The 15,853-nt window shown below is 62.5% G+C and carries 14 protein-coding genes; 5 read left to right on the plus strand and 9 right to left on the minus strand.

Annotation, left to right across the window (positions count from 1 at the left end; genetic code table 11):
• Positions 1–13: 13 nt before the first annotated feature.
• From ACFX4T_RS09555 to ACFX4T_RS09570, 4 genes are all read right to left on the minus strand, one after another.
• Positions 14–1,267: an amidohydrolase family protein gene (locus tag ACFX4T_RS09555; protein ID WP_223948376.1), complete on the minus strand. Its 1,254-nt coding sequence runs from the start codon at positions 1,265–1,267 to the stop codon at positions 14–16.
• Positions 1,268–1,333: 66 nt separating this feature from the next.
• Positions 1,334–1,789, minus strand: coding sequence for a GAF domain-containing protein (locus ACFX4T_RS09560; RefSeq protein WP_216924923.1), 456 nt, complete (start codon positions 1,787–1,789; stop codon positions 1,334–1,336).
• Between the two features lie 46 nt (positions 1,790–1,835).
• Complete coding sequence (locus ACFX4T_RS09565; RefSeq protein WP_216924922.1) at positions 1,836–3,509, minus strand: hydantoinase B/oxoprolinase family protein; 1,674 nt, start codon at positions 3,507–3,509, stop codon at positions 1,836–1,838.
• Positions 3,510–3,519: 10 nt separating this feature from the next.
• Positions 3,520–5,571, minus strand: coding sequence for a hydantoinase/oxoprolinase family protein (locus ACFX4T_RS09570; protein ID WP_216924921.1), 2,052 nt, complete (start codon positions 5,569–5,571; stop codon positions 3,520–3,522).
• 351 nt (positions 5,572–5,922) lie between these two features.
• Between ACFX4T_RS09570 and ACFX4T_RS09575 the strand changes: the two genes are divergently transcribed.
• The 3 genes from ACFX4T_RS09575 (at position 5,923) to ACFX4T_RS09585 (ending at position 9,340) form a co-directional block, all read left to right on the plus strand.
• Positions 5,923–7,275: an MFS transporter gene (locus ACFX4T_RS09575; RefSeq protein ID WP_223948375.1), complete on the plus strand. Its 1,353-nt coding sequence runs from the start codon at positions 5,923–5,925 to the stop codon at positions 7,273–7,275.
• The gene (locus ACFX4T_RS09580; RefSeq protein WP_223948374.1) at positions 7,272–8,096 is read left to right on the plus strand and encodes an aspartate/glutamate racemase family protein; all 825 of its coding nucleotides are present in this window, start codon (positions 7,272–7,274) and stop codon (positions 8,094–8,096) included. Before ACFX4T_RS09575 ends, ACFX4T_RS09580 begins: the two co-directional genes overlap by 4 nt.
• 245 nt (positions 8,097–8,341) lie before the next feature.
• Entirely contained in the window at positions 8,342–9,340 is a 999-nt protein-coding gene (locus tag ACFX4T_RS09585) for a zinc-dependent alcohol dehydrogenase family protein (RefSeq protein ID WP_216924920.1), read from the plus strand.
• A 108-nt stretch (positions 9,341–9,448) separates the two neighbouring features.
• Here the strand turns inward: ACFX4T_RS09585 and ACFX4T_RS09590 are convergent, their stop codons facing one another.
• Genes ACFX4T_RS09590 through ACFX4T_RS09600 form a run of 3 tightly spaced genes read right to left on the minus strand, consistent with a single transcriptional unit; the run spans position 9,449 to position 13,267 of the window.
• Positions 9,449–10,975, minus strand: a complete 1,527-nt coding sequence (locus tag ACFX4T_RS09590) for a CdaR family transcriptional regulator (protein WP_223948372.1) — start codon at positions 10,973–10,975, stop codon at positions 9,449–9,451.
• The gene (locus ACFX4T_RS09595; protein ID WP_216924919.1) at positions 10,968–12,050 is read right to left on the minus strand and encodes a DUF917 domain-containing protein; all 1,083 of its coding nucleotides are present in this window, start codon (positions 12,048–12,050) and stop codon (positions 10,968–10,970) included. Before ACFX4T_RS09595 ends, ACFX4T_RS09590 begins: the two co-directional genes overlap by 8 nt.
• The gene (locus tag ACFX4T_RS09600; protein WP_223948371.1) at positions 12,047–13,267 is read right to left on the minus strand and encodes a methylhydantoinase; all 1,221 of its coding nucleotides are present in this window, start codon (positions 13,265–13,267) and stop codon (positions 12,047–12,049) included. The genes ACFX4T_RS09595 and ACFX4T_RS09600 overlap by 4 nt, the downstream gene beginning before the upstream one ends.
• A 320-nt stretch (positions 13,268–13,587) precedes the next feature.
• Here ACFX4T_RS09600 and ACFX4T_RS09605 point away from each other — a divergent pair, with 320 nt between their 5' ends.
• The gene (locus ACFX4T_RS09605) at positions 13,588–13,959 is read left to right on the plus strand and encodes a hypothetical protein (RefSeq protein ID WP_216924917.1); all 372 of its coding nucleotides are present in this window, start codon (positions 13,588–13,590) and stop codon (positions 13,957–13,959) included.
• 42 nt (positions 13,960–14,001) lie between these two features.
• Here the strand turns inward: ACFX4T_RS09605 and ACFX4T_RS09610 are convergent, their stop codons facing one another.
• Positions 14,002–14,301, minus strand: coding sequence for a hypothetical protein (locus tag ACFX4T_RS09610; RefSeq protein ID WP_216924916.1), 300 nt, complete (start codon positions 14,299–14,301; stop codon positions 14,002–14,004).
• Between the two features lie 110 nt (positions 14,302–14,411).
• Positions 14,412–15,317, minus strand: a complete 906-nt coding sequence (gene mca, locus ACFX4T_RS09615; RefSeq protein WP_223948370.1) for a mycothiol conjugate amidase Mca — start codon at positions 15,315–15,317, stop codon at positions 14,412–14,414.
• 77 nt (positions 15,318–15,394) lie between these two features.
• On the opposite strand from mca, the gene ACFX4T_RS09620 reads away from it, so the two are divergent.
• On the plus strand, positions 15,395–15,853 hold the full coding sequence (locus ACFX4T_RS09620) for a DUF4307 domain-containing protein (protein ID WP_223948369.1): 459 nt from the start codon (positions 15,395–15,397) through the stop codon (positions 15,851–15,853).

A 15,853-nucleotide genomic window follows, 5' to 3' on the forward strand; every position in this document is an offset into this window, starting at 1 on the left:
GTCTGTTGCTTTCTTAGGCAACCCGAACGTCCAACGGCAAGTCCGCCGCGCCCCGAAGGATCCCGGTGGAGATGATCTGCCCGTCCTTGATGACGGTTCGTGTCTTGCTTTCGTCCCAGAGAATCGAGGGTTCATGGAAGGGATTCCCGTCCAGCACCACCAAGTCCGCGCAGGACCCGCGGGTGATGCGTCCAAGGTCATCGCGCCGAAGCAGGGCGGCGTTGGTTGACGTTGCCGACCGGAGTGCGCCATACACGCCAAGGGCTTCGCACTGCAGACGGAGTCCGGCCAGTTGCTCATCCTCCAGGTCACCCATGAGGTCTGTTCCGAACCCGATCCGGACCCCGGCATCCCGCGCCAGTGCCACGGCATTCTTCCCCGCCTCCAGCACTTCCCGGTTCTTGGCCGCTCCCACTTCGGTAAGGCCGACATCCTTACCGCGGCGTTCCATGGCTTCGTAGGTCACCAAGGTGGGGACCAGATAAACGTCGTTGTCAGCCATTAGCTTCGCCGTTTCAGCGTCCAGCAGGTTGCCGTGCTCGATGCAGCGGACCCCGTTAAGTACTGAATGGCGAATGGCCTCCGGGGAATATGCGTGAGCCGTGGCGTAGCTGCCCCGGCGGGAAGCCTCTTCTGTTACGACGCGGATTTCCTCCGCGCTGTACTGCGGAACCCGAATCGGATCGACCGGTGAAACGACCCCTCCGGAGGTCATTAGCTTTATGGCGGAGGCGCCTGTGCGGAATCGGTGACGCACGGCCAGCAGCAGGTTATCGGCGCCGTCCACCACCTCGCACATGTGCCCGCCATGGAAGCATCCGCCATTGTTCGCGGCCCGGATATCGCCGTGGCCGCCTGTCTGGCTCAGCGCCGGGCCGGTGAAGAAGTAGCGTGGACCAGGGCACAGACCTTCCTCGATGGCGCTGGCAAGGCCAACGTCACCACCGGCTACGTCACGTACCGAAGTGAACCCGCGGAGCAGTGTCGCCGCGAGACGCCTTGCCCCGGCAAGTGCGGAATAGCTCAATGGCCCAGTCTCGTTCGTGGCGGAAGTCAGGCTGAGTGCGTATGCATGAAAATGCGCATCGATAAGTCCTGGAATCACGGTTCGGCCCCGGGCGTCATGGACAACACCGCTCGTTTCAACCTCCCGCCCTACGGCGGTGATCCGGCCATCCCGGATGCTGATGGAGCCCTCAATCAGGTCAGGTGATTCGCCGTCGAAGATTAGGGCGTTCCGTATTGTCAAGCTTTCCGGTGTTGTCACGTCTGTTTCCTTCCTGTTGTCCCCCGCGGGCGGGCCCCCCAATCGTGGTGCCCGCCCGCGAATGAACTAGCTGGCGGTGGTGAGGGCTTCTTCGAGCAGATGGACGGACCGCCGTGCGACGTCCACGGCTGAGTCGACCGAATTCTGGTCGTAGCTGCCCTCAGGGGCGAGGAAGTTCATGGAACCGATAGTCTGGCCGTTGCTCACCACCGGAACGTTGACGATGGCCCCGCAGCCCAATGACTCGATCATTGCCGAATCAAAGAAGAATGCACGGACCGCTTCCTTATCCACCCCCAAGAACGGCTGCTGTCCCTTGAGCACCTGCTCCAGCCACACCGCGTTCGTGTCCCCGGCGAGGGTCTTCTTCCCACCTACCGGATAAACATCGGGATGGGTGGTGTACACGCGTGCCATGCTGGTGCCATCGTCGGCGATGACTGAGACGGTAAAGAGAGTGACGCCGACTACTTTCCGGGCGTTCGCGTACACGTCGTCGAAGGATTCAAACTGGGAACTCATGGAGTCCTTTCTTTCCTGATCGGAACCTATTTGCTGCTGGTGGTGCTTAGTAGCCGTAGTGCGTCTTGGCGAAGTCCTCGGTGATGAAACCGTTGACGATGTCGTAGGTGATGTCCTCGCGGGAGCGCTTGGAGACGTCTCCGAAGCCGCCACCACCTCCTACGGCGAGGCGGACGACGTCGCCGGCCTTGACCTTGCGGGCGTTCGCTTTCAGCGTGCGAACCTCATCAGCGCGGCCGGGGTTGATCACAACTTCCGGGCCCTGGGCGTCCGATCCGCCGAAGAGCCCCCAGGCCGGGGTCTTTGACCGTTCGAACCAGAGCCCTACCACGCAGTCGGCCAGGAATTCGTATTCGCGTACCACGCCGTTGCCGCCGCGGTACTGGCCGGGGCCGCCGGAGTTGGGGCGGATGGAGTACTCGTTGATCCGGAACGGGTAGCGGGTCTCCAGCATCTCGATGGGCAGGTCCTTGAGTGAGCCGTTGACATTGTTGATCATGGCGGATTCACCATCGGTTCCCTGCCACGCACCCCAGCCTCCAAGTGTGGCTTCCATAGTGACGAAGTTCCGGCCGAAACGGGTGTCGAAACCGGCGGCGGTGATGATCATCGAGTCACCGTGGCTGGCGCTGGCGACACGTTCGGGCATGGCGGGGGCCATGGCCTTGGAAACGAGGTCGATCAGCAGCCCAAGGTGGGAGAAATACCACTGGCACGGGGCTGGAGTCACGGCGCCGAGCACTGAGCCGGACCGCACCTGGGTGGTCATTGGCCGGAAGGAACCACCGTTGGAGTTGGACTCCGGGCTGACGAGGAGCTTGTAGCCCACGCGCAGTGCCGAGACGGCCTGGGCGGCACCACAGTTCACCGGGCCCATGGTCTGGTCCGCCGATCCGGTGACGTCGAAGTCAATGGTGTCGCCGGCTACGGTGATCCGCAGCTTGATCTCAATTGGAGTGTCCAGATTGATACCGTCGTTGTCCAGGAAGCCCTCAGCTTCGTACACCCCGTCTTGAATGTTGCGTACGGTCATGCGCTCGATTTCTTCCGTTTGGCGGAAGATCTCATCCCGGGCGGCATCCAGCTGCTCCATGCCGTACCGGCCCACAAGCTCCTTCATCCGGGTGGTGCCCATCCGGAGGGCTGCGATCATGGCATGCATATCACCAATGGTCTGGTACGGGAATCGCACGTTGGTCCGAATCAGGTCCACAACAGAGGTCTCAACACCTGCCTCGACCAATTTGACCGGCCCCATCCTGAACCCCTCTTGGAAAATGTCGGTCGAGTCCATCGAGCCTCCGACATCTTTAGACCCCATGTCCATCCAGTGCGCACGGGTCGCCGCGAATCCGACAACCTCTCCATCGTCGAAGATCGGCGCAAAAATGGTCACATCGTTCAGGTGCGTGCCGCCCAGGTATGAGTCGTTGAGGATCCAGATGTCCCCTTCCTGCCAGACCGCGCGGCCGTACATTTCCTCCACAGCGATGGAACAAGTTTCCAGGTTGCCTAGGAAGAGCGGCAGGCCTGCGGACTGTCCGAGCACGCGGTGTTCGGTGTCCAGGAGAGCCACCACGCAGTCCCCGCCCTCGTAGAGGATGGGTGAGTAAGCGGAGCGGATCAGGGTGGCGTTCATGTCATCCGCGGCGCTGGTCAGCGCGTTGCGGATGATTTCCACGGTGACGGGATCCAGTGTTTTGACTGCTGCAATTGTCATTTTTGGTGCCTCAGTTTTCTTCGACGTCTTCAGAGCGGATGACCAGGGAGCCGAACTCGTCGACCGTGACGTTGAACCCGGGGGGAACGACGGTGGTGGCGGTCTGCTCCACAATGATGGCGGGACCTTCGAATGTGTGGCCGGCGCCGAGATCGTCACGGCGGACTACGGTGGTGCTGTGCTCAACGTGGTCAAAGACCACCTGGCGGATTTCGTGCTTGAACTCAGGGCCCTGTGCGGTGACGTAGCTCGGAGCTTCCAGCCGTCCCAGATCCCCGACAGCCTGCGTCCGCAGGGTGACGATTTCGATCGGGGCACCAAGGTTGGAGTGGCCGTAGCGCTCGTGGTACATCGCAGAGAAGCGGACAGCGAGGTTGGCAACGAAGTCAGGTGACTCCGGTTCGTCAGCTGATGTCAGCGGAACGTTCAAGGAGAACTCCTGCGACTGATAGCGGACGTCCACGGACGCCTTCGTGGCCCGGCTTTCCTCCGGGACCCCTTCCGAGACCAGTGAAGACAGGCCTTCGACTTCCATGGAGCGGAGGATGCCGGCCATGTCTGCCACATCAATGTCTTCGTCGAGGTAGAAGTAGGGTTCGGAAAAGTCCTTGCGGATGTTGGTTTGCAACATGCCCCAGGCGGAGAAAGCACCGGGGAAGCGGGGAACGACCGTTTCCGGGATGCCGAGTTCCCTGGCGAGGAAGACCGCGTGCATGGGTCCGGCTCCGCCAAAGGCCACGAGGGCGAAGTCCCTGGGTTCGATGCCGCGGGAAATGGTGATGGTCCGGATCGCTTGGGCCATCTGTGAGTTCGCGACGTCGCAGATGCCTTCGGCCATGGCGATGGGGTCCAGGCCGAGCTGGTCGCCTACTGTTTTCAGGGCTGTGATTGCGGCTTCACGGTCCAAGGCGACCTGTCCGCCGGCGAACCAGTCGGGGTCCACGCGGCCGAGCACCAGGTTGGCATCGGTAACGGTGGGTTCTGTGCCGCCGCGGCCGTAGCAAGCCGGTCCGGGGTTGGCTCCGGCGGAACGCGGTCCGACCCGCAGGCCGCCGGCTTCGAGCCAAGCGACGGAGCCGCCGCCGGCGCCGACGGTGTGGATGTTAACAACGCTCATGAGCATCGGCAGGCCTTCCAGGTGCGCCTCCGTTGAGACGTCCGGCTTGCCGTCAACTACCAAGGAAACGTCAAAGGAAGTGCCGCCCATATCCACACCGATGAGGTTGCGGTTTCCCGAGACACCCGCCAGTTCGACATCGCCCATGGCCCCCCCGACCGGGCCGGAAAGCAGCGTCTGCAGCGGCCGCTTACGAGCGGACTCGGCGGTGAGGACGCCGCCGGAGGACTGCATGATGTGCAGCGGTGCTTCCACGCCCCGGTCGGCGAGTTTCTCTTCCAGGTCCAAAAGGTAGTTGCGTACCACCGGCCCCGTGTAGGCCTCGACGACGGCGGAGGAGGTCCGCTCGTATTCGCGCCATTCCTTGGCTGCTTCGTGCGAAAGGGAGACTGTGAAATCCTCCCCGAGTTCCTCGATCAGGATTTCACGGGCCCTGAGTTCGTGCGAGGGGTTCTTGTAGCTGAACAGGAACCCGACGGCGACGGCGCCGTAGCCCTCCTCCGCTGCCCTGCGCGCTGCTTGACGGACTGCCGCTTCGTCCAACGGCACGAGTTCCTGGCCTTGACTGTCCAGCCTGCCACCGACGCCAATGACGTCCTTACGCTCGACCAACGGGGCGGGCTTGCGGTACTGAGCATTGTAGAGCTCAAGTCGGGGGCCGCGGGCAATGTGATAGGTGTCCTCGATGCCGGCCGTGGCCAGCAGTAGTACGCGAACTCCGCGGCGTTCCAGGAACGCATTCAGGCCCTGGGTGGTGCCGTGGACCAGGAATTCGATGTCCGAGAGTTCATCAACTATCGACTCAAGGCCTGCAATGACACCGGCACTCAGGTTGCCCGGTGTGGTGGAGGCTTTCGTAGCCGCGTAGGTTCCGGCGTCCTGGTCGTACGCCACAATGTCCGTAAAGGTTCCGCCGATATCCATCGACACCCTGTAGTTCGGCATGTGTATCTCCTCATGGTTTGGAATGGCACTTTGTGCGTGGAAACACGCTATATACCGGGCCAACCAAGAGGGTGGGCATACTGCACGATTCTGCTGGCGTTGGAAGGGCAGAGTGCATAAAAGTGCTGAGCGCCCAAATGCTCCTATCGGAAAAGTGCAAAGTGAACACCTCCTGAGCACACCTCGTTCGTAGTGTGAGTGCAATCACTCGGCGGGATGCTTGGATGCGCTCTCCGAGTGGAGGCTTGGATGAGCTGCTCCGAGGTGCATTCCTTGATATCCGGACGGTTCTCCGTGCACAGAAGCGCTACGTGCACTTCTTATCCTGTCCAAAATATCGGAGGTCAAGACATGTCCAATATCGACCCACTCATTTCAGAGCCATGGCCCGGGACGGTGAGTCCACCGCGCTCCATGGCCGTCGGGCACGCGTTCCGCGACATGCCTTTCGGGTCTGTCCACGTCAAGATATGCGCGGTCCTCTTCTTCGCCTTCGCAATCGAAGCCTGGGAAATGCTCATGCTCACCTACGTTGCTGGTGATCTGGCTACTAGCCTGCAGGTCGGTATGACGGAGGTGGGAATCGCCATCTCGGCGCTCTTCCTGGGCATGATCCCCGGGTCATTGGTTTGGGGGCCCATCTCTGACCGGATCGGCCGGAAAGCCACGTGTGCGTGGAGCTTCGCCGGTTATGGTGTCTTCACGCTCCTGAGTTGCTTCGCACCGAACTTTGAGACCCTCTCGGTGGCTCGCTTCCTCTCCGGGGTTTTGTTCAGCGGCGTGTTCACTGTGACTTTTCCCTATTTTGAAGAACTGCTCCCGGTTAAGGTCCGCGGAAAGGCCACGGTCTATCTTGCTGCAGGGTGGCCGATTGGCATCCTGGCCGCCCTCGGCACCGCCGCTCTGATCGGAGGGCACGGCTGGCGTTGGGTCATTGCTGTCAGTGCACTTGCCAGCCTATGGGGCATCGTTCTGTACAAGGTCGTCCCGGAATCCCCGTACTGGCTCGCCAGGAGGGGCCGGAACGAAGACGCTCACGACGTCCTGGACCTTCTGGGAGCACGGGGCATCTCCCGTGGCACCATTTTCACCGTGTCGGATGGCAAGAAACAGTCCATCTGGAGCCTCTTCAAGCGGAAGATGGGCCGGATTACGGTCATTCAAGTCCTCATCAACTTCACCTTCTCTTGGGGCTACTGGGGACTTCAATCGTGGATGCCAACATTGCTTGAAGGGCGAGGACTGAGCGCCTCATCAAGCTTTTCCTTCATCGCCCTGAGCGCGGTCCTCATGATCCCCGGATACATGACGGCCTCCTACCTGACCGGACGATTCGGCCGCAAATGGATCTTCACGATCTACGTCCTCGCCGCGGCAGCCGGCGGTTTCTTCTTCGGGACAGCCTCAACCGAGACCGAGATGTATATCGGCATGTTCTCCCTGGCCTTCTTCGCCCTTGGCGCCTGGGGGGTCTGGGACACGTGGATGGGCGAGCTTTATCCCTCGGCCCTTCGTGGCTCAGGTTACGGGTTCGGGATTTTCGGCCAGCGCGTCGCAAATACGGTCGCCCCGAGTCTTGTCGGGTTCCTCCTGGCCTCCGCCGCGGGCGCTACCTCGACAATCCTGTTTATCAACATGTTCTTGTTTGCCACGGTCATCCTCGGCCTGTTCTTGCCCGAAACCGAAGGAAGTGAATTGGAATGATTACCCCCACCGACAGCCTCGACGCCATCTCGGAGACTACCCGAATCCTGTGGATCAACCCGCTCTACACCGATGCGTACAACCGTACGATGGCGGAGTCCTTCCGCCAGATCGTCCGCCCCGGCACCGAAGTTGATGTCGTCTCCCTTGATGGAGAGGGCCCCTCACATGTCGAATACAACGCTTTCGAGGCACTTATGCTTCCACGGCTGTTGCGCACGGTGCGCTGGGCGGAAGAAGCAGGCTACGACGCCGCCGTCATCGGGTGCTTTTACGACCCGGCGTTGCGGGCGGCACGCGAAATCACCGATCGCATGGTGGTTGTAGGCCCGGCGCACTCGGCGCTGAGCATCGCCGGGAGTCTGGGCGAGCGATTCTCAATCCTCGTCGGTCGAAAAAAGTGGATTCCTGAGATGGCCGAGAACGTCCACCGTTGTGGCGCATCAGAGCGTCTTGCCTCATGGCGCGTGCTCGAGATGGGCGTCGATGACTTCCAGGCGGACCCCGCGCTTACGGAAAGGCGGATCATGACCGAAGCCCGCAAGGCCGTGGAACAGGACGGCGCGGACGTCGTCATCCTCGGCTGCACGGCCGAATTCGGCTTCTTCCGAACGGTCCAAGAGGAAATTGGCGTCCCCGTGATCGACGCGACTGTGGCCCCGCTCAAACACGCCGAGCAACTCGTCGACTCCGTCCGTCGGTTCGGTTGGACCCACAGCAAGCGCGTCGGCTACGACGGGCCCACGGTCCAAGAACGCGAGCGGTACTTCCCGGCTCTTGAGCCAAAGCACATGGTGTCAATGACTTCGGTGTCCGCGTAATTCATATCACCCGTACCTCGCTTGCCTTGACGTCCTTGGTCGAGGCAGGCGGGGAACCCTCGCGGCTCACCAGCAATGCGTCGACGAGCACCGCATCCTGCCCCTGACCCCGGCGTCACGAACGCCGGCCAACCCAATCGAATTCAAACGTGGCATACAGCACCACGCATCAACGGAGGTACGGCAATGTCCAGACTGTCCCTATGTATCAACCCCATCAAGCCCAACCTTTCGGTGGTCCAGAAATGAGCAGGTCGGAATCCGCAGTTGTCTTCCGTGAGATAGGCGGACCTGAAGTCCTGGCCGTCGAAGCTGCTTCTCCACGTAAAGTCTCCGAAAACGATGTCCGCATCAACGTCGCAGCATTCGCACTCAACCGGGCAGATCTCATGTTCATCCACGGGGAGCACTACACCATCCCGGTGTTCCCCTCGCGCATTGGTTCCGAGGCAGTGGGAACCGTCACCGAGATCGGCGAGAACGTCACCACCTTCAACATTGGCGACCGGGTAACGAGCATTCCCTTCTTCACCACAACCGACGGCGTGCAGGGAACAACGGCCGTCCTACCGGCAGACTACCTAACCCACGCTCCATCGGAACTTTCGGATGCCGAGGCCTGCTCTGTTTGGATGCAGTACCTCACTTCTTACTTCGCATTCGCCGAAGTAGCCAATCTCGGACCCAAGGACACAGTGCTCGTCACGGCTGCTGCCAGTTCGGCCGGGCTGGGCGCAATCGAGATCGCACGCGCACTCGGGGCCAAGGTGGTCGCTACTACACGGTCGGAGACGAAGCGATCGCTCCTCCTCGAGGCGGGCGCAAACGAAGTAGCCCTCGTGGGAACCGACGACCTCGGCGAGGTCATCAACCGGACCACCGATGGCAAAGGCGTACGGGTCGCTTTCGATCCTGTCGGAGGTGAGTCCCTCGGCACCTACGTCGATCACCTGGCACCCAATGCCGTCATTTTCGGCTACGGAACGCTGAGCGATCTGCAGCCCGTCATCCCTATGGCCGCAATGTGCAGGACGCAATCGGTTTTCCACCCGTACTCAATGTTCAACCACGTCGGACGGGCCGATGAGCGGCAGCGAGGCGTCGACTTCATCCTTGAGCGGATTAGCTCCGGCGCCCTGCGGCCCAGAGTCGACAGGGTGTTTGCTTTCGACCAAGTGCTTGACGCCTACCGCTACATGGAGTCGAACGAACAGTCAGGCAAGATTGTCGTCGAAGTAGCTTAGCCCTGCCACGCCTGGATCCGGGTCCGGGTCCGTAGAACAGGACACGGACCCGGGTCGGACTCAGGCATGGACCCCGGCGGCACGCACTTCTGACACGACTCATGGGAGTCATTTCTGGTTTTCCATGGGGTCTTCGGAGGTCGTTTCCTCGGGCATGGATCGTCTCAGAACTTTGGCGATGAGGTGGACGGACAGTAACTCGGAGGGGACATCCAGCGGGACGCCGAGTTCCCGTGCCCGGTTAAGGCGGGCCTGCAAGGTGTTCCGGTGCAGGTTAAGGGATTTCGCAGCGAGGCTGACTGAACCGCGATGATCGAGGAAGGCGGCCACCGACGTAATGATCACATCGCGGTCAGGGGAGGCCATCAGCCGTGGGAGTGCCAGTTCGGCCACCAGTGCGACTGCGTCCACGTCCACGAAGGTCGTGGCCGCGACCACCCCGAGGCTCGCGAAGCTTAGAACCGTACCGGGCCCCGCTGACCGGGCGGATTCAGCAGCCAGCCGGGCCTCACGCACAATCAACGCCAGCGCCGGGACATCCTCCTGCCATCGGGACAATCCCGCCACCAGACCAAGCTCGGCAAGAGCTGGCCCCAGACGTGTCCTGATGCGGGTTTCGAGCTGAGTCGAGGCATCCTGATCCCCGGCCGGAACGAGCGTCAGCCAACCGCCTTGAACCTCGGCCAAGGGACTTCGTACTGCGACCTTCCGCCAGAGCAGGCGCAACACGGCCGTCAGCTCGGGCCGATGCTCTTGCACCGGCGCGCTGCGGAACCACAGAGACATGTAGGGCTCCCCTTCGCGCCAGCCCAACTGGTTCAGCAGATGCCGGTGTTTTTCCTCGAACTCCTCGCCTGACGCATCAGGGTCCTGATCCAACGCGGCGATGGCCGCTGTGGGAACAGCCCGAGCGGTGCTGAGTAGGTCCTCCGACAGCCAGGCAGCCTTCACTGCAGGGGTTGCCACCTCAAGGATTGAGCCCACCAACCGCAGGTTGTGGACGCCGGAAGTGGGCACGCGGGCCGTGAGAGTGAAGCGGACGGCGCTATTGGCCCCATCGACTTCCACGGTGATGACTTCATCAGTCTCCCGCGGAGGCATTCCGGCGGAAGTCACCACCACGCCGTCGTACTCCAGCAAAACTCCTGCCCCGTCCAGTTCCCCGGAAATGGTCTTGAGAACATCTCCCAGGGTGGTGTCCTTTGCGATAGTCCGGGCGACCCGGGCCAGTTCCGCATCGACCACCGACAGGGCCGCTCCGATCTCGGCCGCCAATGCCAAGGCAAGCGCTGCAGGGTCCCCGTCAGCGACCAGCACGGTGATTCCCAACCGCTCCGCCAGTCCGACCGCCGCGCTGGCATAGGCGCTGCCGGCCACGACGACGGCGCTGGCCCGCCGCTCCCACGCGTGTCGCAGTGCCGCGGACACCAGCCAGCCCCCTGATCCCATCTCCGTGGAGAGTACTACCACAGTGTTTGGCCGCACCTGCCGGATCGCCTCGAGCTGGGAGACGAGAACAACGCTTTCTATCACCCCGCTGGCTGGGGCGAGATATAGCGGCGTGGTGCCGCGGAGGGAGCCGTGCGCCAACAGCCCGGCGACATCGAGCCGGGTTTCGTTTTGCGATCTACGCATGTCGCCGCCTTGGGTGCCCAATCGGAATGCCGAAGGCCTTTGGCTCGGTGAGATCAAGCCCCGCCTCCGTGTACCACTGCTCCGCTGCCTTGATCTTCACGATGTCCATGACGTCGCCCACCTGGACGTCGTCGATGTTGACCACCGTGCCGTGCTCAGAATTGAGCAGCGTGACCATGTCCGGTACGGCTGCTGTTATCGCACCATCCACCAGGACCAGCAGGATCTCATTCTGAATTTCAAGACGGATGATGCGTCCGGTGGTTTCGTCGTCGAGCGTCAAGCTGGACGGCTGCGCCGGCAGGCCGAGGTCCGCAGGCCGGGAGAGGCTTTCGATGTGGCTCACGCGGGCTCTGGCGATGCGCGTGGCGCCGAGCAACTCGGTGAGCAACAGCAGCTTTCTCTTAACCGGGGTGCTCGCGTCGAGGATTTGACCGATCCGGATCATCCGGCTGATGGAGCCGTGGACACCATGCTCCTTCAGCTGTTGTGCGGAACACGGGTACATGGCGGTGGCTGCCCAGCCGCCGAGTTCAGTCACCAGTGCACGCACCAGCGTTTCGGCCCGCTGCGGGTTTTCGACCTCAACCACCGCCCGCTCCCCGGTTACTCCCATCAGCGCGATAGGGCCGATCGCGACGTTTCCAACGTTCAGCGTTGTTTGGCTGATCAAGGGGAAAACGCGTCCCATGGGATCGGAATCGATGACGGGCAGCGAGGACTGCAGCCCAACCATGAGGGGGACGATTCCGTTGATATTGGCGGCGGCGAGCGAATAGATCGCCCGCACCGACCGGCCGAGATTGGCCTCGATGGCGCGGATGCAGCCGAGGAACTCATCGCCCACGGGAGGCATGTCGGCGATGAAAAGGCCCTGCGTTACCATTCCGACCGCCACCACCAGATCGTCGGGGGCAAGCTCGTCGACGGTAATGAGCTCCAATGACCGGTCCTCCATCGCCCGCTCGATCATTTCTGCGTAGACGTAGATGGCCGTCGGGTCTATGGTGCAGGCCAGGAAGTGGGCCCCGGTGCGGAGGTTCCGGACGTCTTCGATCGTGAGTACGGTGCTCATGGGGTGGCGCCCCGCGCCGCTATGGGCAGCACATGTTCCTCGTTGGCAGACGTTTCTCCTGCCGCTTGGACCCGGATTCGAACGATTCCGGGGTTGCCGTAAGGCATGGCATAGACGTTCGATTCAATGATCTGGGTTTGCCCCGGGCTGGCACCCAACTGGACCGCCGCTGAATGGGCGTCCTCTACGGCGAGGTTCTGTACGCGTTGCAGGTCAGCCCGGCCACTGACAGTCTCGAGCCTGTCGATCCACGCCGTCAACGGCGCCGCGGCTGATCCTACCAGTGCGGCGTCCTGCGCCGCCGGCAGAGTGGGCACCAGCCCGAAAGGCAGCGCAGTCTCCTGCCACTCGCGGAGGTCGGCAATCACGGAGGGGATGTCTGTGCGAACGGGATGATGGACGGTGTATGGCTCGAGAATGGCGGCATTGCTGGCGAGGCCTGCGCCAAAACCTTGGCGGATGAGGCTTCTGGCGGCAGGCAGGCCTCCGCGGGTGTGGCCCACCGTGGCCCCGGACTCCATGCAGAGAATAACTTCCCCCTCGGGGATGCCCGCCAACGTGGCCGCGCCAAGGATTCCCATCGCGGGCTCGGCGCGCAACCCGTGCACAGGCGCCAAGGCCAGCCGCGACAGAGGTGCGCGACCGCCGTCGTTCTTTGCAAACGACAAGAGGGCGTCCGGGAACTGGCGCCGGCCTGCCTCCTCAAGCATGGCAGCCAACTCTTCCCCCGTCTCCATCAGGGCACTGTTGAGGATGGCCGTGTAGTCGCGGTTCCGGAAAACGCTGGAATAGAAGTCACTGGAAATACTGATCCGCATATCTCGGTCATTGCTGAGGGTGGCATCGGCTATACGCGTTTCATGGTCCTTTGACGCCGTGGAGCCGACGGCGGTGATCGCCACGTTCCGTACGTCGGTGGAGAGGATGCCGGGAAGATCGGCCAGGAACCCCTCCAGGTCCAACCGGGCCAGGGGACGTCCCCGCAAGTCGTGGCCCCCGGCAACGTGCACGGTCCGGGTCACAGCCGGCTCAACAAGGGGTGGCAGCACGGTCGCGTGGAAGGCGTCCGCGGGGGGACGGGGAGAAATGCGGATGGCGACGACGTCGGCCAGTTTCCGCTCCCCCAGAACCCGTCCGACGTCGGCGGTGAGCTCCGTGATGGCCGACCCGAACTCCCGGCGGAGTCCGGACAACGACGAGTCCAATGCTTCCGACAAGCTACCGGCGTGCACCTCAGTGGCGGCGGAAACTACGCTCCGCCCGTCCAAGACAACGGTCCGGCAGCTCGTTCCCTGCAGCCGTAACCCTACTCTCATTGTTCAGCTTCCTGTCTGGTGCCTATAGCCGTCGCAGCCCGCGACTGGGACGGGGCACACAACTTCGCCGGCCACCGGCACCGCGTAGAACGGGTACTCAGCTCCTACGAAGATATCGTCAATGGCCCGGAGATCGAAGGGGTCTGCAACCACGCATCGCTTTCACGAGCCGGCGCCGGCTTGTCGATGCTCCTTACCACGTCGGCGAGAAGTTGATCCGTGTGACGCCAGCCATCCGACCGCTGCGGCCGAACCCGGAAGCACAGCGGCAGGTCGCGCGGAGCACCATCCGGGACCTCGATGTGCTGTCCTTCAGCGTCCTGTCGGTAGACGATATCCGGCCGCCACGGGCCAGCCAGGTCCACCCGCTCGATCCCGGACGACAGCAGCGTCCTTCGGCGACGGTGGTGGGCCCTTCACCCGAAACAATCCACGGTCGTCAGTTCGCTGCTGAGGGATCGGATCCTCACCTCCGAACCGGTCACCGTGCGTTCACGGATATGGAGCGTCAGCCGTATACGGATCGGGACATCCGGGGTGCCGTAGATAGCCTCTCCGTTCGTTGCCAACCACGACCCGACGGCCTCGAGTAGAACCGGACGTTGGCCTCCCCGGGCCAATTGTTTCCGCGTGGGTCAGCGGCTTCCGGGAGCGGCATCGCCGTTCTCATCCGTGGTGCCGGCGTCGCCGCCCGCACTATCGAGGGTTCCGGCTTCCGCGGCCAGACGCGCCTCCTCCACCTGCGCACGGTACCGGACCCGCCGGATGCGGCGAACCATATCCACGATCAGGAACGTGGAAAGGATCACGACGAAGGCGGTGAGGACGAAACCCCAGGTGCCGGGGGTCACCTGGTCCTCGGACAGGCCAGGCCGCAGCGTCCCGGTGGGGTCGGGCGACGGGCTGACGGTCAGGGCGAGGATCAAGTGGTGCACGTTCAAACCTTCTATGGGAGCTAATGCATGTCGGCTGGCCTCAGCGCGGGCCGGGCAGCCGGATGGCGCGCAGCCCAACTTCTACAAACGATAGAAACTGATGGCAATACTTATCTTATCCCCGCAAAGAGATCCTTTTCGGGCAAGTCCGTAGAGACCGTGGACTTGATCAGCGTGTAGTCCTCCCAAGGCCACGCTGTCCGCTGCAATTCAGGAGAAACAGCGAAGAAGAAGCCCATGGGATCGATCTGTGTCCGGTGCGCCCGGAGAGCGTCATCGCGTGCCTCGAAGAAGTCGCCGCAGTCCACCTGCGTGGTGGTCTGGTGTGCCGGGGCAGGAGGAGTGTGGCCCTCGGCGTCTGCTTCAAGCCACGCTGCGAGCCGTTCAGCATAGGGCGACTGCAGCCCGGCCTCTTCCAACGCAAAGTGCAGTGCACGGAAACGTTCGGGGCTGAAGGCACGGTCGTAGTAGAGCTTGCTGGGCGCCCACGGCTCCCCCGTTCCCGGGTAGCGCGCGGCGTCGCCCGCTGCCTCAAACGCCTCCACGGCAACCTTGTGGGCCATGATGTGGTCCGGGTGCGGGTAGCCACCGTTTTCGTCATAGCTGATGATGACGTGCGGCCTGAAGTCCCGGACCAGGCGGACCAGCGGAGCCGTGGCGCGTTCCAACGGCTGCAAGGCAAAGCATCCCGGCGGAAGCGGTGGAAGGGGATCGCCCTCGGGCAGGCCCGAGTCCACAAAACCAAGCCAGCGCTGCCGAATGCCAAGCACGGCAGCCGCATTGGCCATTTCCAACCGGCGGGCACCTGCCATGTCGCGCTTGGGGTGCGGAGCGTCAACCATGCCAGGGTTCTGGATATCCCCCCTGGATCCATCAGTGCAGGTGGCGACCATGACGTCTACTCCCGCAGCGGCATACATCGCCATGGTCGCTGCACCCTTGCTGGATTCATCGTCCGGATGAGCGTGGACGGCGAGCAGCCGCAGCTGCTGCTCGGAACTGCTGGACGCTGTCACTTGACGGCTCCTCTTTCATGGATGGTGCAAAATCAGGACTGTGCAGGAGGCGCCGGGATCCGCACTAAACTGGATAGGTGACTTCAGAGGACCTATCGGCCAACGAACTACCGGCAAGCAACAGCCTAGCCAATCGCTACGGTGGTCAAAAGCGCGGCTTGACCCGTACATCGAAGCGGAACATCGTCATCGTGGCCCTGGTCCTCGGAATTGTGTTCGCAGCATGGGTGGCAACGTCCTCTGCACAAGCCCCGGTGACCTTCAAAGACATCGGCTACAGCACTGTGGATGGCACGCAAGCCGAGGTGGATTACCAGGTCACCAAGTACCCGGGAGCCACGGCCAAATGCGCCGTAAAGGCCATGGATTCCAAGTTCGCGGTGGTGGGCTGGAAAGTGGTTGAGATCGGCCCCAATGAGCCCAAGGACAGTGCAGATGGCGGCAACACAACAGCCCAACGCACCGTGCTGAGAACCGAGTCGCCCGCCGTAGCCGGGGTGGTGGACAATTGCTGGATCGTGGACAGCGGGAAATAA

The organism is Paenarthrobacter sp. YIM B13468 (assembly GCF_042788025.1).
Classification (GTDB): domain Bacteria; phylum Actinomycetota; class Actinomycetes; order Actinomycetales; family Micrococcaceae; genus Arthrobacter; species Arthrobacter aromaticivorans.

Excerpts from the sequence above, each read along its gene's own strand:
- ACFX4T_RS09560 (WP_216924923.1), bottom strand. The coding sequence starts at position 1,789 with ATGAGTTCCCAGTTTGAATCCTTCGACGACGTGTACGCGAACGCCCGG.
- ACFX4T_RS09565 (WP_216924922.1), bottom strand. The coding sequence starts at position 3,509 with ATGACAATTGCAGCAGTCAAAACACTGGATCCCGTCACCGTGGAAATC.
- ACFX4T_RS09570 (WP_216924921.1), bottom strand. The coding sequence starts at position 5,571 with ATGCCGAACTACAGGGTGTCGATGGATATCGGCGGAACCTTTACGGAC.
- ACFX4T_RS09575 (WP_223948375.1), top strand. The coding sequence starts at position 5,923 with ATGTCCAATATCGACCCACTCATTTCAGAGCCATGGCCCGGGACGGTG.
- ACFX4T_RS09580 (WP_223948374.1), top strand. The coding sequence starts at position 7,272 with ATGATTACCCCCACCGACAGCCTCGACGCCATCTCGGAGACTACCCGA.
- ACFX4T_RS09585 (WP_216924920.1), top strand. The coding sequence starts at position 8,342 with ATGAGCAGGTCGGAATCCGCAGTTGTCTTCCGTGAGATAGGCGGACCT.
- ACFX4T_RS09590 (WP_223948372.1), bottom strand. The coding sequence starts at position 10,975 with ATGCGTAGATCGCAAAACGAAACCCGGCTCGATGTCGCCGGGCTGTTG.
- ACFX4T_RS09595 (WP_216924919.1), bottom strand. The coding sequence starts at position 12,050 with ATGAGCACCGTACTCACGATCGAAGACGTCCGGAACCTCCGCACCGGG.